28 protein-coding genes, 1 tRNA gene and 1 riboswitch are annotated in these 20276 nt (G+C 36.6%); of the genes, 25 read left to right on the top strand and 4 right to left on the bottom strand.

Translation table 11 applies throughout. The annotated features are described in order from the left end of the window. A partial coding sequence (locus BM213_RS09395) for an Rpn family recombination-promoting nuclease/putative transposase (protein WP_143091190.1) occupies nucleotides 1–434 on the bottom strand: 434 nt, incomplete at its 3' end. Between the two features lie 273 nt (nucleotides 435–707). Here BM213_RS09395 and BM213_RS09400 point away from each other — a divergent pair. Further along, nucleotides 708–983 carry an MATE family efflux transporter gene (locus BM213_RS09400; RefSeq protein ID WP_244149240.1) on the top strand — a complete coding sequence of 92 codons (276 nt, stop codon included), beginning with the start codon at nucleotides 708–710 and terminating at the stop codon, nucleotides 981–983. 77 nt (nucleotides 984–1060) lie between these two features. Beyond that, nucleotides 1061–1546 carry a cupin domain-containing protein gene (locus BM213_RS09405; protein ID WP_091703402.1) on the top strand — a complete coding sequence of 162 codons (486 nt, stop codon included), beginning with the start codon at nucleotides 1061–1063 and terminating at the stop codon, nucleotides 1544–1546. Nucleotides 1547–1632: 86 nt separating this feature from the next. Here BM213_RS09405 and mscL read toward each other — a convergent pair whose 3' ends face one another. Together mscL and BM213_RS09415 are read right to left on the bottom strand one after the other, a co-directional pair. After that, nucleotides 1633–2028 (bottom strand): large conductance mechanosensitive channel protein MscL, encoded by a 396-nt coding sequence (gene mscL, locus BM213_RS09410; RefSeq protein ID WP_042536249.1) that lies wholly within the window; start codon nucleotides 2026–2028, stop codon nucleotides 1633–1635. Between the two features lie 13 nt (nucleotides 2029–2041). Continuing rightward, nucleotides 2042–2800: a DODA-type extradiol aromatic ring-opening family dioxygenase gene (locus BM213_RS09415; protein WP_042536251.1), complete on the bottom strand. Its 759-nt coding sequence runs from the start codon at nucleotides 2798–2800 to the stop codon at nucleotides 2042–2044. A gap of 203 nt (nucleotides 2801–3003) precedes the next feature. Next, a riboswitch (SAM riboswitch) is annotated at nucleotides 3004–3111 on the top strand. Between the two features lie 72 nt (nucleotides 3112–3183). Between BM213_RS09415 and BM213_RS09420 the strand changes: the two genes are divergently transcribed. After that, nucleotides 3184–4287 carry a methionine biosynthesis PLP-dependent protein gene (locus BM213_RS09420; protein WP_091703404.1) on the top strand — a complete coding sequence of 368 codons (1104 nt, stop codon included), beginning with the start codon at nucleotides 3184–3186 and terminating at the stop codon, nucleotides 4285–4287. A 4-nt stretch (nucleotides 4288–4291) separates the two neighbouring features. Then, on the top strand, nucleotides 4292–5431 hold the full coding sequence (metC, locus tag BM213_RS09425; protein WP_091703407.1) for a cystathionine beta-lyase: 1140 nt from the start codon (nucleotides 4292–4294) through the stop codon (nucleotides 5429–5431). 20 nt (nucleotides 5432–5451) lie between these two features. On the opposite strand, the gene BM213_RS09430 is transcribed toward metC, so the two are convergent. Further along, complete coding sequence (locus BM213_RS09430; RefSeq protein ID WP_064213882.1) at nucleotides 5452–5988, bottom strand: HD domain-containing protein; 537 nt, start codon at nucleotides 5986–5988, stop codon at nucleotides 5452–5454. Between the two features lie 193 nt (nucleotides 5989–6181). On the opposite strand from BM213_RS09430, the gene BM213_RS09435 reads away from it, so the two are divergent. The 21 genes from BM213_RS09435 (at nucleotide 6182) to BM213_RS09530 (ending at nucleotide 20178) form a co-directional block, all read left to right on the top strand. After that, a tRNA-Val gene (locus BM213_RS09435) sits at nucleotides 6182–6254 on the top strand. 119 nt (nucleotides 6255–6373) lie between these two features. Further along, complete coding sequence (locus BM213_RS09440) at nucleotides 6374–7291, top strand: tyrosine-type recombinase/integrase (RefSeq protein ID WP_208601900.1); 918 nt, start codon at nucleotides 6374–6376, stop codon at nucleotides 7289–7291. Nucleotides 7292–7304: 13 nt separating this feature from the next. Next, nucleotides 7305–7592, top strand: coding sequence for a hypothetical protein (locus BM213_RS09445; RefSeq protein ID WP_091703413.1), 288 nt, complete (start codon nucleotides 7305–7307; stop codon nucleotides 7590–7592). Next, on the top strand, nucleotides 7593–7775 hold the full coding sequence (locus BM213_RS09450) for a hypothetical protein (protein WP_091703415.1): 183 nt from the start codon (nucleotides 7593–7595) through the stop codon (nucleotides 7773–7775). It begins immediately after the preceding gene. A gap of 170 nt (nucleotides 7776–7945) precedes the next feature. Beyond that, nucleotides 7946–8746 carry a hypothetical protein gene (locus BM213_RS09455; protein ID WP_091703417.1) on the top strand — a complete coding sequence of 267 codons (801 nt, stop codon included), beginning with the start codon at nucleotides 7946–7948 and terminating at the stop codon, nucleotides 8744–8746. Nucleotides 8747–9127: 381 nt separating this feature from the next. Further along, on the top strand, nucleotides 9128–9256 hold the full coding sequence (locus BM213_RS15165) for a hypothetical protein (RefSeq protein WP_279625322.1): 129 nt from the start codon (nucleotides 9128–9130) through the stop codon (nucleotides 9254–9256). 115 nt (nucleotides 9257–9371) lie between these two features. Further along, nucleotides 9372–9587: a BhlA/UviB family holin-like peptide gene (locus tag BM213_RS09460; protein WP_091703420.1), complete on the top strand. Its 216-nt coding sequence runs from the start codon at nucleotides 9372–9374 to the stop codon at nucleotides 9585–9587. Then, nucleotides 9587–9994, top strand: a complete 408-nt coding sequence (locus BM213_RS09465; protein WP_091703423.1) for a hypothetical protein — start codon at nucleotides 9587–9589, stop codon at nucleotides 9992–9994. Before BM213_RS09460 ends, BM213_RS09465 begins: the two co-directional genes overlap by 1 nt. A gap of 13 nt (nucleotides 9995–10007) precedes the next feature. Beyond that, the gene (locus BM213_RS09470) at nucleotides 10008–10454 is read left to right on the top strand and encodes a hypothetical protein (protein ID WP_091703426.1); all 447 of its coding nucleotides are present in this window, start codon (nucleotides 10008–10010) and stop codon (nucleotides 10452–10454) included. Then, on the top strand, nucleotides 10454–10735 hold the full coding sequence (locus BM213_RS09475) for a hypothetical protein (protein ID WP_091703429.1): 282 nt from the start codon (nucleotides 10454–10456) through the stop codon (nucleotides 10733–10735). The genes BM213_RS09470 and BM213_RS09475 overlap by 1 nt, the downstream gene beginning before the upstream one ends. Nucleotides 10736–10752: 17 nt before the next feature. Beyond that, nucleotides 10753–11199, top strand: a complete 447-nt coding sequence (locus tag BM213_RS09480) for a hypothetical protein (protein ID WP_244149241.1) — start codon at nucleotides 10753–10755, stop codon at nucleotides 11197–11199. 32 nt (nucleotides 11200–11231) lie between these two features. Then, complete coding sequence (locus BM213_RS09485) at nucleotides 11232–12101, top strand: SU10 major capsid protein (RefSeq protein ID WP_091703432.1); 870 nt, start codon at nucleotides 11232–11234, stop codon at nucleotides 12099–12101. A gap of 98 nt (nucleotides 12102–12199) precedes the next feature. Then, on the top strand, nucleotides 12200–12379 hold the full coding sequence (locus BM213_RS09490) for a helix-turn-helix domain-containing protein (protein ID WP_091703435.1): 180 nt from the start codon (nucleotides 12200–12202) through the stop codon (nucleotides 12377–12379). A 200-nt stretch (nucleotides 12380–12579) separates the two neighbouring features. Next, a complete protein-coding gene (locus BM213_RS09495) occupies nucleotides 12580–13380 on the top strand; it encodes a hypothetical protein (RefSeq protein ID WP_091703438.1) in 801 nt (266 codons plus the stop codon). A 52-nt stretch (nucleotides 13381–13432) separates the two neighbouring features. Beyond that, nucleotides 13433–13645, top strand: coding sequence for a hypothetical protein (locus BM213_RS09500; protein ID WP_064214073.1), 213 nt, complete (start codon nucleotides 13433–13435; stop codon nucleotides 13643–13645). 261 nt (nucleotides 13646–13906) lie between these two features. Then, nucleotides 13907–15427 carry a hypothetical protein gene (locus BM213_RS09505; RefSeq protein ID WP_091703440.1) on the top strand — a complete coding sequence of 507 codons (1521 nt, stop codon included), beginning with the start codon at nucleotides 13907–13909 and terminating at the stop codon, nucleotides 15425–15427. Between the two features lie 124 nt (nucleotides 15428–15551). Further along, nucleotides 15552–15893 carry a hypothetical protein gene (locus BM213_RS09510; protein ID WP_143091191.1) on the top strand — a complete coding sequence of 114 codons (342 nt, stop codon included), beginning with the start codon at nucleotides 15552–15554 and terminating at the stop codon, nucleotides 15891–15893. Nucleotides 15894–15971: 78 nt separating this feature from the next. After that, complete coding sequence (locus BM213_RS09515; protein ID WP_091703446.1) at nucleotides 15972–16157, top strand: hypothetical protein; 186 nt, start codon at nucleotides 15972–15974, stop codon at nucleotides 16155–16157. Between the two features lie 422 nt (nucleotides 16158–16579). Then, nucleotides 16580–17839: a terminase large subunit gene (locus BM213_RS09520; protein WP_244149242.1), complete on the top strand. Its 1260-nt coding sequence runs from the start codon at nucleotides 16580–16582 to the stop codon at nucleotides 17837–17839. Nucleotides 17840–17893: 54 nt separating this feature from the next. Further along, nucleotides 17894–19258: a phage portal protein gene (locus tag BM213_RS09525; RefSeq protein ID WP_091703448.1), complete on the top strand. Its 1365-nt coding sequence runs from the start codon at nucleotides 17894–17896 to the stop codon at nucleotides 19256–19258. A 578-nt stretch (nucleotides 19259–19836) separates the two neighbouring features. Then, the gene (locus tag BM213_RS09530; protein WP_091703451.1) at nucleotides 19837–20178 is read left to right on the top strand and encodes a hypothetical protein; all 342 of its coding nucleotides are present in this window, start codon (nucleotides 19837–19839) and stop codon (nucleotides 20176–20178) included. Nucleotides 20179–20276: the final 98 nt, after the last annotated feature.

Raw genomic sequence — 20276 nt, forward strand, 5'->3', positions numbered from 1 at the left:
TGTTCTTCGTCTTCACGAATGTGAAAAACGGTATGGAAGCGATCTGTTTCATGTGGGAAAAGGGGATAATTTAAGATGGCGATCATAATCGTTGGAGGGAGAATGTCGTACCGTTCTCCTTTCGATAGTGAAGATGAAAACAACCTTGCCCAGTAATACAATAGCCGTTCGGGCATACCGTATTGTGGGATGATTTGAATTTCAACGTGAATGCGCTCGCCGCGGTTTGTGCGAACGATGACATCTAACCGTCCAGTCTTACCGTCTTCTGTTTCTTTCGTTAGTTCGGTGTTTTCAAACTGTACGTCGATGATGCGATCATCTCCAGTCCGATGTAGCAACGCATTTAAAAACGCCATGGTGATTGACTTTCTGCTTGGGTGGCCGAACAGTTGTTTAAACATGAAATCCATTTTTAAATCGAGGTATTGCATACAGATCATCCTTTCTTAGAATATAGGGGACAATTTGATTAAAATCGGGAAATAAGGGAAATGCAAAAGTAGAAAACTGAATTTTGCGGAAAATTTTTATGACAAATGGAGTGAAAAAGTGGGAGGATGAACCGTTTTTTAGGTTGAAAATTTAATTTTTGAAGTTACAAAAAGTAGTATATGTCCATTTCTTCGTTCGTCGTATTTCTTGTTATGTACCAATTATTTATAATACAAAAGGTGCAATATGTTTTCGGATTGGTGGCGATCTGTTTGTTTAAGCAGTTCATGTCGCACGGAAAGACGATTGTCGTTTTAGCATTTCTGATTATCATTGAAAACTTTTTGAAAAGTGCAGTCGGATTTGTTGATACGTTATTTATCTCGCAATTAGGTTTACATGAAGTGGCGGCCGTCGGGGTATCCAATACGATTTTAAACATTTATTTTGCAGTATTTCTCGCCATTGCTGCGGCGGCGGTCATGATTGCGCGCGCGGTATTGTTATATTGGAGATATCGTTCATTTCAATGGGTGAAAGCAGTATAAATTGTTTTTGACATAGGGGACGTTGTTCAAGCACGGCGCATAACATAGCGATTGATGATATTGAAAGAGGTGGGAATGTGTATTATTACTATCCGAGCTATATGTATGTGCCGATGTATCCATATCCGATGATGGGGTATCCGCTTCCGCGAGCAACCGCGAAAGATTACGGGCCGAATCCATTTGTTGTTCAAATAGAAGAAGCGACGAAACAAAACAATATGTTTCGTACGGCGCTATGGACAGGGCCGCATTTGCAAGTGACGTTAATGAGCCTTCAAGTTGGAGAAGATATTGGATTAGAAATTCACAATCATCTCGACCAATTTTTACGTATCGAACAAGGAGAAGGCATTGTGCGCATGGGAAAAAAGAAAGATCAGCTCACGTTTGAAAGAAAGGTAGCGGACGGATCGGCTATTTTCGTGCCAGCGGGAACGTGGCATAACTTGATTAACACGGGCAACGTTCCACTTAAACTATACTCGATTTATGCCCCACCACAACACCCAGCTGGAACGGTGCATCCGACAAAAGCAGATGCCCTTGCGGCGGAACGATAAGAGACTTGGGGCGATGCCTCAAGTCTCTTATTTGTATTGTCCAATAAGCTCTTGATAGGATGACATGCGACTTTTCGGACAGCCCTTTACGACATTTCTTTTTGTCGTTTCAATAAATCGCGAATTTCTGTGAGCAGTTGTTGTTCTTTTGTAATCGTTGGTGCGGTTTGTTTCGTCTCTTCTTGTTTTTTCATTCGTTCGTGCAAGTTGTTTAACAGCTTAATAAATATAAAAATGGAAAAGGCGATGAGAAAAAAGTCAACGACAGTTTGAATAAAAGCCCCATATTTCACTTCTGCTTCTCCGACTTTCCAAGATAACTTGCTGAAATCAATTCCCCCTAAAATGAGACCGACAAGGGGCATAATAATGTCATTGACGAGGGAAGAAACAATTTTTCCAAATGCCCCACCAATAACCACTCCGACAGCTAAGTCGATGACGTTGCCTCGTATAGCGAATTTCTTAAACTCGTCCCACATCCGAAACCCTCCATTAAAATGATACAGCTAAAAGGCTTAAGTTTCCGTACTCATATTCTCGGAACAAAACATGTGGCGAGCGATTGCCGGCTCCGTAAGCAATCCAGTACGGAGCTAAATGTTCTTGAGTCGGGACGGCTTGTTTAGCATAAGGGGCTTTTTCTTCATAGTGAAACACATCTTCACTATGGGCAGATGACTGGGCAAGCAACCAATCATCAAAGGCGACAGCCCAAGAATCTACTTTTGTTCGTTCTTCCCAACGAAGCGCCATTAAATTATGCACTGTGCCACCACTGCCGATGATCATGACACCTTCGTCACGCAACGGGCGGAGTGCCTCTCCGAGTTGAAACAATTGCTTTGGTGTCCACGAAGGAACGACAGATGCCTGAATAATTGGAACGTTTGCCTCTGGAAATAGTCGGCTTAACAATACCCATGAGCCGTGGTCAAGTCCACGCCTCTCGTCGATATTGACGATGGGGGAGACGTGCTTCAGATGATGTTGGACGCGTTTTGCCCATTCGACTGAACCTTGTGCAGCATAAGTTACTTCATACAATTCACGTGGAAAACCGGAAAAATCATAAATCATTTCATACGTTCCGTCAATCGATGAAACGGTCGGTTGACGCGTCGTCCAATGTGCAGTAAATAAAACGATTGCTTTTGCATCTATGCGTTTACCGAAAGTGGTTAAAAACGATGCATATGCGCTATCTTCAATAGCTAACATCGGTGATCCATGCGCGAGAAATAAAGCAGTCATTATATTCCTCCTTCACTTTTGCCCCCACTTTACCATATATCGATTTGATTTGTCTATTTTTACATGTGAAGTGCAAATATATGTGCCATATCTTTGATGGGATGCATGCTGTTTGTTGTTGAAAGGGGAATAAAAAACAGTTGCAATTTTGTTGTAAATGATGTACATTAATTTAAAATCAGAAAATTCGATATTGTTTTGCGTTCTTATCGAGAGAAGCGGAGGGACTGGCCCGATGAAGCTTCAGCAACCAGCCGAAAACGGTCAGGTGCTAAATCCAGCGAATTGGCGTTCAATTCGGAAGATAAGAAGAAGCGATTGTCTATGGACAAAAAAGCCTTCTTCTTTGAAGGCTTTTATTTTTTTAGAAAGGAAGAGAGCGAATGAGTCATATCGAAACACGGTTAGCGCAAATTGGAAATCGAAGCGAGACAGCGACGGGGACGGTCAATCCGCCAGTATATTTTTCAACGGCGTATCGTCATGAAGGAATCGGACAATCGACAGGGTACGATTACATTCGAACCGGCAACCCAACAAGGCATATTGTCGAAGAAGCGATTGCACAGCTAGAAGAAGGAGATCAAGGTTTCGCTTGTAGTTCAGGTATGGCAGCGATTCAAACGGTGTTTGCGCTGTTTGAAAGCGGCGATCATTTCCTCGTTTCGGCCGACTTATATGGCGGAACGTATCGGTTATTTGAAAAAGGATGGCGCAAATGCGGCATGACGTTTACATACGTCGATTTTCGCGATGTTGATGCGGTAAAGGTATATGTGACTGAAAAAACAAAAGCGATTTTTTTAGAGACGCCAACGAATCCTTTAATGCAAGAAGCGGACATCGAAGCGGTCGCGGCGTTTGCGAAACAACATGGGCTGCTTCTTATCGTCGATAATACGTTTTACACCCCTGTACTGCAAAAGCCGCTCACAAAAGGAGCTGATATCGTCGTTCATAGCGCAACGAAATATTTAGGCGGTCATAACGACGTGCTAGCCGGGCTCATTGTCGCCAAAGGAAAAGAGCTGTGCGAGCAACTCGCGATGTATCATAACGCGATCGGGGCGGTGTTATCACCGTTTGATTCATGGCTGTTAATTCGCGGCATGAAGACGCTTGCGCTGCGCATGCGCCAGCACGAACAAAACGCAAAGGCGATATATAAATTTTTAGTCGAACATGAAGATGTGACGGACGTATTGTATCCGGGAAGAGGAGGAATGTTGTCGTTTCGCGTGCGCGATGAAAAGTGGGTGAATGCTTTTTTGCGAAGTTTAAAGCTCATTACATTTGCGGAAAGTTTAGGAGGTGTCGAAAGTTTTATTACGTATCCAGCGACGCAAACGCATATGGATATTCCAGAGGATGTTCGCATCGCAAACGGGGTGTGTAATCGTTTGTTGCGTTTTTCGGTCGGCATTGAACATGCGGACGATTTAATTGCCGATTTAACTCAAGCGTTTCAACGCATGAAAGAGGTGTAAAAGGATGGATTTACAAACGCAACTTGTTCATAATAAATGGCGAATTGATGCGCAAACAGGGGCAGTTAGCGTCCCGATTCATCATGCATCGACGTTTCATCAGTTTGACTTTGATACGTTTGGCAAGTACGATTATAGCCGTTCTGGCAACCCGACACGCGAGGCGTTGGAGGAGACGATTGCGGAATTAGAAGGTGGAGTGAGCGGTTTTGCGTTCGCTTCCGGCATGGCTGCCATTTCAACGGCATTTTTATTGTTGTCGAAAGGTGATCACGTATTAATTACCGATGATGTGTATGGTGGAACGTATCGCATCATCACGGACGTATTGAGCCGATTTGGCATCGAACATACGTTTGTTGATATGACCGATTTAGATGCGGTAGCGCGTCACATTCGCCCGAACACGAAAGTCATTTATATGGAAACGCCATCGAATCCGCTTTTGAAAATTACGGATATTCGCGGTGTTGTGAAGCTTGCGAAAGCGCACGGTTGTTTGACGTTTTTAGATAATACGTTTGCGACCCCTTTGTTGCAGCGTCCGCTTGATCTCGGTGTCGATGTCGTTTTGCATAGCGCGACGAAATTTTTAGCTGGCCATAGCGACGTTGTAGCCGGGCTGGCGGTTGTAAAAGATGCGCGCTTGGCGAGAGAGCTGCGCAAACTGCAATATTCGTTCGGGGCAGTGCTTGGCGTGCAAGATGCGTGGCTCGTGTTGCGCGGGTTAAAAACGCTTCACGTTCGGTTAGATTATGCTTCACGTTCGGCGTTGCAGCTGGCGCAGTTTCTCCATCATCATCCGAAAGTCGCGCACGTATATTATCCTGGGCTTTCTTTTCATGAAGGACACGATATTCATCGCGATCAAGCGCGCGGATTTGGTGCGGTGCTGTCGTTTGAATTGGAAGATGAACAAGCGGTGCGGACGTTTGTCAAACATGCGCACATTCCGGTATTTGCGGTCAGTTTAGGAGCGGTCGAGTCGATTTTGTCGTATCCGGCGAAAATGTCGCACGCAGCGATGCCGAAAGCGGAGCGCCATCGCCGCGGCATTACGGACGGCTTGTTGCGCTTAAGTGTTGGATTAGAGGCGACCGATGATTTGCTTGCTGATGTGGAACAGGCGTTATCATATGTATAGGCTAGGCACATCGCCTAGCCTTAGCTAATTTGGTCGAGCGCGTCACGCTTCATTTGCTGTTCGACCATGCGATCAAGTTGTTGAATTTTTTTCAAGGCGAGTTTGTCATCGATTTGGCGATAATGATGTTTACCGCCCGGTTCCTCATCCGCTTCATCAGCGAGCTTCACGATCGTTTGGAGCGGCTTTCGTTTTAATTCTCCTTCTGGAAGGTACGAATCGGTGTGAAGCAAAATGGCGAGGGCAATTTCTTTCGCATGTTGAGGGTGTTCGCCGAGTCGAATAAGCAACTTATGCGCTCGCTCTGCCCCTTTAATCGCATGAATGTCGTTTTGTTTATATGTTTCATAGTCCCACGTTCCGTTTGAGTACCATTCATAATGACCGATATCGTGAAGCAAAGCAGCTTTTGTCGCTAAATCGACGTTCACTCCATAAAGCAAGGCGAGGCGATATGCGTGGTATGCGGTAGCGATGGCGTGCGCGACGCCTGAACGTTTCAAATATTTTTGAGTGATGGGGTGAAGGAAGATGTCAGTTAATGTGACACGTCTCATAGCTCACCATCCCTTTCGAATGTTTTTCTAATTATCATATCATGTCTTTTTTAGAAAAGGCAATATATATTTTTACAGAAAAGAAAAAATAGACGAAAGACGTCATGACGAAAAAATTTTTTTAAAAAAGTGTTTGACAATGTGGGCGGAGGTGAGTATAATGAAAAATGTGTTCGATAACACAACAACATACGATTCCGTAGCTCAGCTGGGAGAGCGCCACCTTGACAGGGTGGAGGTCGCTGGTTCGAGCCCAGTCGGAATCATCGCAAATAATTGTATCAAGGGTTCGCTCAACATTCGCAACATTAAAAAATGTTGTGGTCGTAGCGAAACTTGCTACAATACGGTAAAACCACTTCACAGAGAATGTGAGGTGGTTTTTTTGTTGCTTAAATTTGCAATTCAAGATTTTTGTGATGATAGGAAATTTAAAAATGTTACTCCTAAAACTATCGAGAGTTATAAAAACATTTTGGATCATTTTCTAAATTTTTGTAATGAAAATGAAATATTAAATGTTCAAGACGTTACATCGAATACGATCAAGAAATATTTGCTTCATTGTCAAAATATAGGAAACAACTCCACCACCACAAATACGAAACTCCAACGAATCAAAGCGTTTTTCAATTACATGATTGAAATTGAAGTAATTAATAAAAATCCAGCGGATAAAATTCAACGAGCAAAAGAAGATATTAAAATTGACGTTTTTTCTGACTATCACATTAAGCAAATGCTGAATTATTATAGACGAATTAAACAAAGAGAAAAAGCGTTCTATGCTTATCGTGATTATTCGATCATCGTTACTTTACTTGGCACAGGTTTAAGATTAAGTGAATTATGTTCTTTAAAATGGACAGATGTTGATTTTGTCAATCAAACTATTACCGTTTTCGGCAAAAGTCGTAAACGTGAAACGATTCCAATAACTGAAAAATTGGTTAAAGAATTATCATCTTATAAGTTGTATTGTGAGCAATATTTCGGTGCTGAAAATTTAAGTGAGTATGTATTCACAAATAGATACAATAAGCAACTTACACCGAACGCAGTACAGAATGTTTTTAAGCGTCTAGCGAAAATCATGAATTTTAAAGATGTACGTCTATCGTCTCATACGTTTCGGCACACATTTTGTCACAGATTAGCCATGTCGGGTATGTCGGCATTTGCAATTCAGAAACTCATGCGTCACCAAAATATCAGCGTCACAATGAAATATGTAGCGATGTGGGGGAATGACTTGCGTGAGCAAAATGACAAATATAATCCGTTAAACAATCTCGATATTTAGGAGGTAATCAAATATGAATATTCTTTCTGAAAGCATTAAATACACTACACGCAAAATAGACGCATTTCTTGAACAATACACACTCGGCACACTCATCATCGAGAAAGGGCAAGCATTTTTACAAACAGAGATCGGGGAGTTTGTTAAACTAGACGATTCATTCATTATCGAAGTGTTTGCTGGCTCACAATATCATCGTATCACATATGAGCAAACGATCAATACATTTTGTTCTGATATGCCCGATTGTCCGCTTTATGCAGGGTTTGAAGCAAGAATCAAAAGAAAGGCGGTAGCGTAAATGAAAACACTAAAACTTACTGAAACCGAATTAGTCAGTATTAAAGTTGCGCTATATTCTCACATTCAACAGATGCGAAAAGATATTGAACAAGCGAAAAGGGAAGGAAAAGATACATCATTTCAAGAGCAAGCACTTCAAGATGCGCAACAAGCTTTTGAAGCATTATCATTCGCACAGTAACAAAACAAAAAAGTGGGAGCGATGCGCCAACATCACTCCCAGTTAGGATAGACATATTGAAAAACAATTCGATTACTTAAAGCATACAATATTTTTTAAAAACATGCAAGATGTATGCTTATTTCAATATGTTTATCCTATCGAACATACATTCGATAGGAGGGCAGACAATGAGAAGCGGTAACATTGAGCAATTTAAGCATTTATCACAGTTTCGTGACATAAAAGATTTTAATAATCATATTGAGCAATGGATGATTGACTTAAAACAAAAATTCACAAAAAGTGAACTTATTGCACTCAAACGTCTAATTAGATACTCCGCAAAAGTCGCTGGCGTTTGCAATGCGAAAATTCAAACGCTTGTTTCAGCATGTCATGTAGCAGGTCAAGAAATTTCACGTTCTACATTTGAGCGTATGTTGCGAAAAGCGAAGAAATTCGGTCTTTTGATTGTACATAACACAACAAAAGAAAACGGCAAGCAGGCGCATAATGTATATGTATTTCAACGTTACCAGTCACAAATTGTTTCTGATTCGTCTACAATTGACGTAGCAGAAAGTGCGAAAATTGACGGAGCATATAAAACTAATAATCTTTTAGAAACTAACAATCATATAAATAAACGTAATGAAAACGTGCAAAAAGAAAATAAACTTGACGCTTCATATACAAGCAATAGAGTACCTGCCGAGTTTCGTGACTTTGTGAGATGTTTCTTTAATGATGCAAAAGCTATTGAAGAATTTTGGAAGATAATCACTATTCAAACGTATTATCATACTTATTATTCGCTAGATGATCGTATTTCATTGGGTGTTGACGCAATGAAGCAATTAATCAGAAACATTAAACAGGGGCGTAAAGTGCGGAATATATTTGGCTACTACTGGGGAATTGTAAAAGGTACTCTTGATCGTGAATACGAAAGTACATTGATAGAAATGTATGAAGTGTATGCTAGTTAGAAAAATGCACGGATTTTCGAAAAAAATCGTAAAGAATACGGGAAAAAAACTCTGTAAAATAGCTATATTATGAACAGTATAAAATAAATTATAATAAAATAACCGTTTTAAATTGTTCACAAAATTGTCATAAATTAAAAAGAATAAAAATCGGTAAATTTTAAGGTGTAAGGGAAATATATAAAGATGAGAGGATAATTTAAGGAAAAATCGCGAAAAATTTTCCGTAAAAAAGCAATATTATGGATACTATAAAATTTCATGTGTGTAAAATGATGAAAATTTACATGTATTTAATAAAAAATGTCCTTATTTATGAGGGGGTAAATATTGAATTGTACCCTTTTAATAAAAAAAGTCATTATTAGTGAAGGGTAAATGGTGCATTTAATAAAAAAAGTCATTATATATGAGAGAGGTATTTTTCATTGGTTGCCGATTCAATCGACAACGAATGAAGGGTATCTCCCTTCTTTATACTTCAACAATACGAGAATCTTTATTAATTAATTCTTGTTTTCACTTTTTCGCCTCCATTTTCTTGAGAGTGAGCTAAATGCTCACTCTTTTTTTATCTCTTTTTTACTCATATTTTTTAATTTTTCATGAAAGGGGGGCATTGACATTGGACATTTCATCTATTCCATTAGAGCAATTTGTAAGCAATGGCGTATTCGCAGTCCTTTTCGTTTGGTTGCTTCATGATACAAGAAAAGAATCCAAACAGCGTGAAGAAAAATTAATACAACAAATTGAAAAACAAAATGAAGCACAGCAAAGAATAGTTGAAGCAATCGAGCGTATTGAACAAAAAATTGAGAAATTGGAGGTAGCTAAATAATGGCTGAAATTCACACAAACGGATATGTTTCTATTCGTGAGCATATCGTAGCAAATTGGAAGAAAATTGTATTGTTAAATGCTTCTAATGCTCAAGTATTCACTACAAATATTGATGGCACAAAAGCAAGATGGGCACATACGAAAGGAACACAACAAATTAAAATAGGTAAAACGCCTTGGGGAGAAGAGATTTTTGAAACAGTTGAAATTGAATCGAATCGAGTGCTTGAAATTTCATTAACTGTTTCGGGTGCTGATGTTTCCCTTTCTTCAACAGTTACAAAAATTCAAGTATTAGACACGAAAAATAGAATCATGACAGAAGAAACATTTACACCTTTCACGTTTGAAACTGCGCAGGATGAACTTACATTGAGCATTAAAATTCAAGTACCGCAACAATAGGCGGTGATTTTTTATGTATATTGAAGTCATTTCATATATAAAAAATATAGTTTCTAATACAAATAGAAGCACACAATCAAAAAAGGAAAGTCGGGAAGCTATATCATACGCAAAGCATATTTCATCTTCTGTACAACTGCAAACACAAGCGAAAAAAGAGAGTAGAGAGGTTGCTTCATACGCAAAGCACATTCAGACGCTCATATCTCGCCATAGACGTGAATTTGTATCAGTGAATAGTTTTATATCACATGTTCATTTTGAAACACTTATAAAGCAAAAACAAACGCTTACAAAAAATGAAGATAGAAATATTTCATCGTACATAAAGCCGATTGTTTCGAATATTTCATGTCAAACGAAAAAAGAAATATTAAGAATATATGCATATGCTCATCATGAAGAAAATTTATCTAATACATACACAATCGAAAATCCTTCCTATGTGGAGGTGATATGATGGTACTTGCAGGCGATACAGTACGGTTTCGATGTCATTTTCGCACGTTCGATGGGCAATCAATTATTCCTGCCGATGTGAAGTTGACGATTTATGACGCTAATAAACAACAAATTGAACAGATAACATTAGATGACACCAATAAAGAAGATATTGGTGTCTATTTTTATGATTATGTACTCCCCGATGACAAACAAGAAATTATTTTCGAGTTTCGAGGGTTATACAACAACAAGCCGATTCTTGTTAGAGATTCGGTAAAAATTCAATTCAATAAATAAAAATGGAGGTAGATATTATGTCTGATGAAAAAGTTACTCAAACTGAAACAACTCAAGAGCAACAACAACAAGAGCAAACTCAACAACAAGAGCAACAACAAACGGTAGATATGAAAACATATCTTGAACTAGTTGCACAGATGGAGAAAATGGAGCAAATGCTTTCACAAGAAGCAGAAAAAGCGCAAAAGATGGCTGAAAAGGAACAAGAATTATTTCAAAAACAAGTACAATTAACACTTAAAGAAAATGGTTTAGAAAAGTTTGCTGATATCGTAAAAGTATCTAATGAAGATGAATTAAAAGATGTTGTGAAAAAGCTAACTACTATCGTAAATGAAATCAAAATCCAAACTGGCTATATTCCTGCCGATTATGCCAAAACAGATGAATATTCAAAGTATGAAAAAGAAAAAAATGTGGCTGGCATGATCGCAGTTAAATTATCAAAATTATTTCAATAATAAAAATTAAAATTAATGGAGGATGATGTAATATGTTTAAATCTACAAATTTCACAAATGCTGAATTAGTAAATCTTTCAAAAGAAATTGCGGTTGTTGGGGTAGAATATACACCTTTAACATCTTTACTTCTTGCGAAGGGAAAAGTTGAAAAAGCAACATCTCCTATTTTCACATGGCGTGAACGTTCACTTGTTCATGATGAAGATATTTCAGCAGTTGAGGGCGAAGATACAACTGTATTTACTGAAAGCGGACGCAGAGAACTCAACAATGTGCTTGAAATCTTCAAAAAAGGCGTGAGCATTTCGGGTACTGCTATCGCTATGCAATCTAATCAATTCGCAAGTGAAATTAATGATCGTTTACTTGAACTAAAAATTAATTTAGAGAAAAAACTAATCAACGGAACTAAAAATGACGGCTCTACTGCTCCATATAAACGCCAAATGGCAGGATTAGTTGCATTTGCAGATCCGACAAACGCAGTCAATGTAAAAGGTACAGTTAAAGAAGATGATGTGAAACGAGTAATGCGCAATTTGTGGAATCAAGACCTTGCGGAAGGTCAATATTATGCGCTTGTGAACGCTGATATTAAAGAGCAAATTGACGCAATCTATAAAGATCGTTATTCTTATCAACATATAACTACTAATTTCGGTTTAGTTGTTGATAGTATTGAAACAAATTACGGCACATTGAATTTAATTCTTTCTAAACATGTACCAGCAGATAAAATGGTTGTATTTAACGATGCATATTTAAATCTTGTATATTTGCGTGAGCCAGCATTCGAGCCACTTGCAAAAACGGGTGACAGCGTAAAAGGGCAAGTAATTGCTGAAGCAACATTGAAAGTTGCTAGCCCGAAAGCCGTTGCAGTTGTTACAGTTGCTTAATTAAATACATAAGAGCCAAAAAGGGGATACTTGCATTTTGCTTGTATCCTCTTTTTTTATAAAAAATTTACTCATATTTTTGATTGGAGGTGAAGGAAATGAACATCAAATTGCGTGATGAGTATTTACTTAAAAGACGCAAAAAAGGAATTTCACAAAAAGAACTGGCACAAGTACTACAATGCTCGCAATCTCTTCTTTCGAGATACGAGAGGGGCGAATGTGGAATGAAGAAAGAGAAAGTAGAACTATATAGACGCTATATAGACCAAAAATAAAACACATATTTTAATCAAAAAAGAAAGTGGAGGTGAAAAAGTGAAGAAAGATATTAAGAATACGTCATGACCGCACTCCTTTTGCTCGTTTGTTTTTATGAGTAAAAGGAGTGCTTTTTATATTCGTCATGACGTTGACGAAAATTTTATTTTAAATATACAGGAGTTGCGGGAGTATTCTCTTTCTTTCACTGTACTATATGAAAAAAGAATTGAGAGAGAAATTCCCGAATTTTATTAATGAAACTCATAAAAAATATGATTTAATTCTTGGTGATGATGTGGATAGTGCTATTTCATGTAGCTTATTAAAGGTTATTACTAACAAATGGAATATAAACTATTTTTACAATTTTAAAAACTTCTATCGTCACGAAAAAACAGAAAATAAAACAATTGGTGTAGATATGGCATTTCTAAAAAGTCGTTGTTTCGACAACCATATCAGTAAACGAACTAAAAATGATGAACATAATCCACTTTGCGCTAACTTAAATATAGTACATAATATTTCATGCGAAAATTACACGTCAAAATATTCGATGTCAACGTTGATGTTAATCATGAGTATATACGATATTTCATTACCAAAAACAACAGATGGTAAAGAAATTTTGCTTGCAATTGACACAGGATTTAAGGGGTTCTATTCTGATTATTTTAGACCTATTCATACTAATTGGCTTGAAGAACTAGGATATACTGAATTAATTGATATTCTTAAACAAAGAGATATGAAATATTTTTACGATCTAATTAAAAAATATGGACTCTATGAAAAAATATCAATTGATGAAAACGGTTGTTTGCAATCAGACATTAAGTTTGATGCAATTCAACCGTTTTTTGATTTTGAAATAGGGCTTCCAGCAGAACAATTTAAGTTAATAAAGAAATGTGAAAGAGCAAATCATGAAACATACATACAGTTACCCGAAAGAGAACGGATTATTTCATTAGCTTATACGAAAAGAAACTTTGTATCTTATACATACCATTGAGGCGGACAATTTTTGTTCGCCTTATTTAAATTTAAATAGGAGGTAATCAAAAATGGCTAAAAATTATTTCTTTTGCTATGACAAACGATTGGCTGATTTTTTACGATATGAAAAGAATATTGAATACATTACAAAAGCATATGCAGACAGAACACTGAAAAAATTCTATCTTTTTTCTGTAACGGATGAACTTAATCAAGCGATCAAAGAATATCATGCTAGTGTAAAATCGGGCAAAAAAGTGACGGAAAATACACTAGTGTAAAAAACGGAAAAATTTTTCCCAAAATTACACTAGGGTGGTGTAAAAATCGGAAAAATTTTGCCGATATTTACACTAGGGGTGGTGTAATTTTCGGCAAAAAAATGACGAAATTTACACTGTAATACATAGAATACTATAAATACAAAGAAAACTTACTTACATAGAAGGATAGTTGAGTAAGTTTTCTGTTTAGTTTTAAGTAAGTAGTTATTCAAAATTAGTTATTCAATAATTAATTAATCAAGAAAGGGGAAATTGTATATGTTTATCAAATGTTATAATTCATTTGCTGATTATTCTTCACAATATAAATTATCACAAGATGAGTTTTATATTTATTGCTATCTTTACACAAACAGAACATATGAGGAATATGTATTAACTAGTATTGATTTAATTCATCAGACATTAAATATTTCTTTTAGCAACAAAGAATCCAGCAATAAAAAAATCATTATGAATTGCTTATTGAATCTAAAACAAAAAGGTATTATTTCATTTGAAACCGATCAATTTAAAAATAACACTGCTTTATATATTACATTTAGAGAAATTGAAACAACAGGATTTGAAGGCATTTCATACGAAAAATTCCGTTCATTTAAAAATGTAACTGATTGCTATATTTATTTCTGTGTAGCACGTTACCAAAAATTAAATGGTTTTAAAGCGTCTTATAATGACTGGGCAAGTGTGCTTGGTGTTTCGAGAAAGACGGCTATTGAAATGATTGAAGATGTTTGTAAACGTGGGATTATTTATAAAGAAATCGGAGAATACACAGATGAAGAAATACGAAGCAATCAGAAAAAACAAGAGAAGAATAGATACTATATTCAAAAAGTCGAACAAAAAGAAAAAGATGTTGCCAAACAAGTGACAACATCATCTAAAGAAACCGTTCAAATTGTACAAGAAAATGATACTACAAATACAGCTAATGAGCAAGAGCAACGAGAACATAATTGGTATGTAAAAGGTTCACAATTAACTGCTAATGATTTTTACATTTATCTCACAACAAATGACGAGAAATTAAAGAAGCAGGCAGAAGCAAGAATCAATGCAATTAGTAAAAATGAAAAAGGTAAATACATTGTTGAATCGTTAATGAAGGAAGCACAAGAGAAAGTAAAAGATGAAAAACGTAAAGCAGAACAAGAAATGCTTAAACAAATGACAAATGCAGTGCGATTGAAGAATGGCGATATTGTTGCGGTTGATGAAAAGAATATTGATTCAATTGATGTGAATGAGGTTGATTGTATTTTCTATTCGTATTATGAGGAACATCTTGAAGGATACGGAGAAATTGAAGGATTCCAGACGGGGAACTTAATAGGTGGTAAATTTGTGTATGATGATCGTCCAGACATGATTCAAAGAGGATGGGAACTGTACATTGAGCATGTGAAAACAGGGGAAATGTTGACAAGTGATAAAATACGCTCTATTAAAGATACAGTTGTGAATGAATTTTTTCCGACACAAGAAAATGAAACGGTGAAAGTTGTTGCGAAAAAAGTTGAAAATGAATATGTGAAAATGGCGGAAAGAGCAAAAAGAGAAGCAGAACAAAAAAGAAAGCGTGAAGTCATTGACATTGCGGCTATCGTTGCTGAAGAATGGGAAAAAGAAGAAAAAGAGCAGGAACAATCAGAAAAAGAACGTCAAGAACGACAAAGTAAATTGAGTGCGTGGCTTGATGAAATAGATAAAAAGCGAAAAACGTATATTGTTGAAGATGACGATGATTTAAGTTTTCTTGATGAATTAGATTGATGGGCTAGCAAAACGCTAGTCCATTTTCTTTTAATCAAAAAAATAAGGGAGATGATATAAAATGAGAAATCAAGGCATACACAAAGCACTTGAAAAAATTGATTGGCGCAAACGAGCGTACTTCATGAGAAAATTTCAAATACGGACAGCTAAAAATGCACATATTTTAAATATGACAGACGAAGAGTTTTTACAGTGGGCAGATCGACGTTCATTTACCGTCTTTCACAATTGGGAACAAACGGATGAGTATTTTGAATTGTATATGTTGTATATGAAGGGCAAAATGCAACGAGACCTTGAAACTGTGTATGATATTGTTTCGGAGAAGGCAAAACAAGGTGATGAAAAGGCAGTAAGAATGTTTTTACAAATTCATAAAGATATGGCACAACTTCAAAAAGCGATGAATCGGACACAAACAAAACATGAAGAAGTGCAAGAAGAGGATGATTTAGAGATTTAAAACCGACATATTGTCTGTTTTAAGCAGGGTATCAAAATTGATACCTTGTTTTTTTTGTTTTTGTAGGAGGTGATTAGATTGGCTAAAAAATTAACGAAAGAGCAGAAATTACAGATTATCATGAACGATTTTAAATTGTTCTCACGCAATTTCATTAAGATAATCGACAATAATAATGAACTTGTCTCATTCGTGTTGAATCCTGAACAAGAACAATTTATGAATGAAATGTCAAAATACAATATCATTTTAAAAGGGCGTTAATGATGGCGCAGTATGTCAGTGATGGCATACTTAAACCCCTCTAACTCGGTGAAACTCCTACATGGACAATACCGAGCCAAGCCGTAGAAATACGGAAGGTGTAACGACCAGAGCATTTGCTCGTAGGGTACAAGCGATTGGTACTCGAAACGGGGGGCTACCTTTTTAGGTAGAAGATATGGTCTCATCTCTACAGCAATGTAGAGTAGTTCCTTTGAGAACGGCATAGGCGTAGCGAACCTATGTGAAGGTAAATGCAAATAGGATTTACTACCCTATCTCTTGCCTATATGTTGTATAGTGCATGTACCAAGCCCGACACTAACTATATTATCATGACTCATCATTCAAGCGTCAGTAAATCGCTTTTTGTTAAATTGAAGAAGATGTATAAAAACCTTCCTCATGAGAAGTACCCAGATTTGTTTCCGAAAACATTACTAAATAACAGGGACGAACTGTATTTACAGAATGGAAGCAGGGTCATTATCTCTACTGCAAACGGTGAAGATAGTATAAGTGGAAATACCTTCCAAATCATACACCTTTCTGAAATGGCTAAATACCCTGCCGATGTGCAAGAAGAAATAATTGCAACATGTATTCCTGCGCTTGCAAAAAATGAATCTAGTGCAATCATTATTGAGTCCACAGCATACGGCTATAACACCTATCAAGAAATGTTCATGAAAGCGCATCGTGACAAAGAAAGTGTTTGGCGCAGCCACTTCTATTCATGGCTTTCTAAAGCATATGAGAAGCAATTCCGCCATACATTCGATGAAAGCGAAGCATGGTTTAAAGCAAATAATAATGGGCGCAGAATGACATATGATGACCTTGAACATGATGAAAAGATTCTCCGTGATAAATACGGTGCTACATATCGGCAGTTGATGTTTCGTAGATATTACATACAAACAAATAGTTTGGAAAAATTTAACAGGGAATTTCCGACTACTCCAGATATTGCATTTGCGGAAAGCAATAAGTCAGTATTCGACACCGCAAAAATTATTGAACGTTTGCAATATGTGATACCGCCTTTAGAAACAAAAGAAGTTTATGACATATTGCCCGATGTTTTAAAACCGTATATCAATAAAAATCTTTTTATTTATCATCTTCCAAAGCCAAAAGTACGTCACTATGCAGGTGTAGACGTGGCATCGGGGGCTGGAGGTACTAACGATTATACGGCAATTAATATTTTAGACGCTGATGGTCAACAGGTTGCAAGTTGGTATTCAAATGACATTCCAGTTTACAAGATGGCTGAAATAGCAAATTCGCTTTTAAGATTCTATAATTACGCTTTCACAGCAGTCGAAAGAAATAACGTAGGATTGCCATTTATTGAGAAACTTTTTAAAGATCATGGCTTTCAAAACTTAATGAAAGAAAAGATTTTTGACCAGCGTGGAAAGCGTAAAATGCAAAGAGGTTTCACTACAACAAGAATTACCAAACCAATAATTATAGAAGATTTAAAACAGGCGTTTGAACTTGGTTATATCAATATTGAATGTGTACGTACGCTTGAGGAAATGAAAATTTATCAAGAAGATAACAAAGGAAAGATGGGTAACAAAAAAGGAAATAATTATCATGATGATATGGTGATGTCGATGGCATTATGTGTGCAAGCAATGAAACAAGCTAAATATTATGTTGATATTTGATGACTCCTTAATTTTGGGGAGTCATTTTTTATTTTCTTTAAAGGGGGAATAGTAATGAATCTTGAACAGTACATAAAGGAATATCACGAAGGGCGTTCGGACTGGTTTATTGAGGAAGTGCAGAGTGTAACGAATCAACAACGTGTAATGAATGTGTTAAATTTAAAAGATTATCTTGATGGAAAACATAAGATTCTTCAAAAGCCCAATGAGAAGTTTGCAGGTAAGGAGTATGTACCAAGAAAGATTGTTTTGAATCATGCGTTGACGTTATTAAACTTTCAAGTATCATTTTTATTGCAAAATCCTATCACAATAACAGGTAAGGAAAGAATTGCAAAAGAATATCAAAAAGTAAATAAACAAGGGAAATATGACCGATTGAATTATCGTATTCTTGGGTCGATGCTCAAATATGGTCAAGTATATGAGTATGTGTATATGGATAAGAATACGATTAAATCAAAGCTAATTGATGCAAGTGAAGGGTATCCGATTTATAATCACGATAATGAAATGATTGCATTTATTCAAGCGTATATGGTGGATGGCATTGATTATTATGTTGTTTATAGTGATGATGTTGTCGAAACATATAACAACAAAGGCGGTCAATTAAGAATGACAGGAAGATATGCGAATTTAAGTGGATTGCCGATCATTTATAAAACAACAAATGAAGTAAATGAGAATGAAGGTAAAAGTGAATTAGAGAACTGGATAAGTATTTTGGATTCACTTGAAGATTTAATTTCAAAAGCAACTGATGCATATTATAAGTTTATTACAGGTATTCCAGTTGTGACAGGACAACAATTAAAAGGTGAAGGATTGCCTGTTGATGTCGTGGGAGCAGGATTGTGTCTTGATGATGGGAGTACATTTGAATTTGTATCGAATAAGTTTGATTCAAATGCATTTGATACGTTGTATGAGACATTGTTGAATGCTTTATATACAGTAGCACATTTGCCTGCGATTGCAGTTGGGCGTACGGATATTTCAAATGTGAGTACAGAAGCAGTGCGTATTCTCTATCAAATGGCATTAATGAAAGCAGGACAGAATGAGCAATATATAAGAGAAGGTATTGAGCAACGTTTTGAGAAGATACGAAAGTTATTAGAATACAAAGGCGTAACGTTTACTGATGATGAGTATGATTCGTTAGGGCTTGTGTTTAGTTATCAGTTGCCAAGCAACGATAAAGAAGTTATTGAGAATATGAAAATGTTGCGTGAAGTAGGCGGATTGAGTTTGCAAACGATGATTGAACAGAATCCATACGTGCATGATGTTCAGCAAGAGTTAATGAGATTGAAGGAAGAAAATGACACTACATATAGTAGTGGAGTTGATAATAAGACACAAGATGTTGTGTTTAATGAAAATGTAGATGTGTCAAGGGAAAATACTTGACAGTAATATATCCGCTTGCGCTCGCATGTTATGAATGGGGAAATAAAAAATATTTCCCGAAAAACGACACACTTACCAAAAATAAGTGAGGGCAGGCGGATAAGTCAAAAATTGGACTGGTTAGGCGTATAGCGTGTAGATGGGCTTAAAAATGTAAAAAATTACATGAAATATGGTAAAAATTAGGGAAAAATATGCTCTAGTTAACATAATGCATGTTATAGGAAGTAATCGCCCATATAACAAACATTATACAGGCAATTGAAAAAGCATAAAAAAGTACCCCTAATTGCCAAAATTTGCCCGTAGCAAGTCATTTTACACACCCACAAAAAAATTTTCAATTTCGGACGACTTTAACGTTTGTCGCTGAAAATCGGACGACTTCTTTTAATTCCCTACCATCCAAAAACGTTGATATTTCAATACTTTTCGCACATTCACTATACATTCAAAAAACGCCTATATATCAACGTTTTTTTAACATAGATGAAATATTGCTCGTTTCTATTAAAAATAAATTCGCTTTGTCTATGATTACCCATTCCATAAAAATAAAATGAAAGGAAATGATGAATATGACGAATTTGCAACGCCTTATGCTTGAAACAAAAGGGATTGATTTAGATCAAAACGAATTAGCTGTTTACCTTGCTGAAAATGGACTTAATCCGCATGATGAATATAATCCTCAATCGGCAACAGCAAAACGAAACATTTATAAAACTGCACTTTCCATTCTTGAAAGCATTGCCAACAATGTTCAACTCATGAAAAACTATAAACATGAAGATATGACCGTTACTGATTTTCATGAAAACCTTATGAATCGTATCGACAGTTTAGAAAGAAAAATCCGTCAAATGAAAACAGATGAACAAAAGCAAACGGGTAATGTATTTATGTTGTTTAATTCATAAGAGGGAGCGTTATTCGTTCCCTCTTTACCTGCGTAGATAAGAGGTCTTTACATGGTCTTTACTTTATGATGTTACTTCCAAATATACATGATATGACT

Origin of the sequence: Anoxybacillus pushchinoensis (assembly GCF_900111795.1) — a bacterium.
Taxonomy (GTDB): Bacteria; Bacillota; Bacilli; order Bacillales; family Anoxybacillaceae; genus Anoxybacillus; species Anoxybacillus pushchinoensis.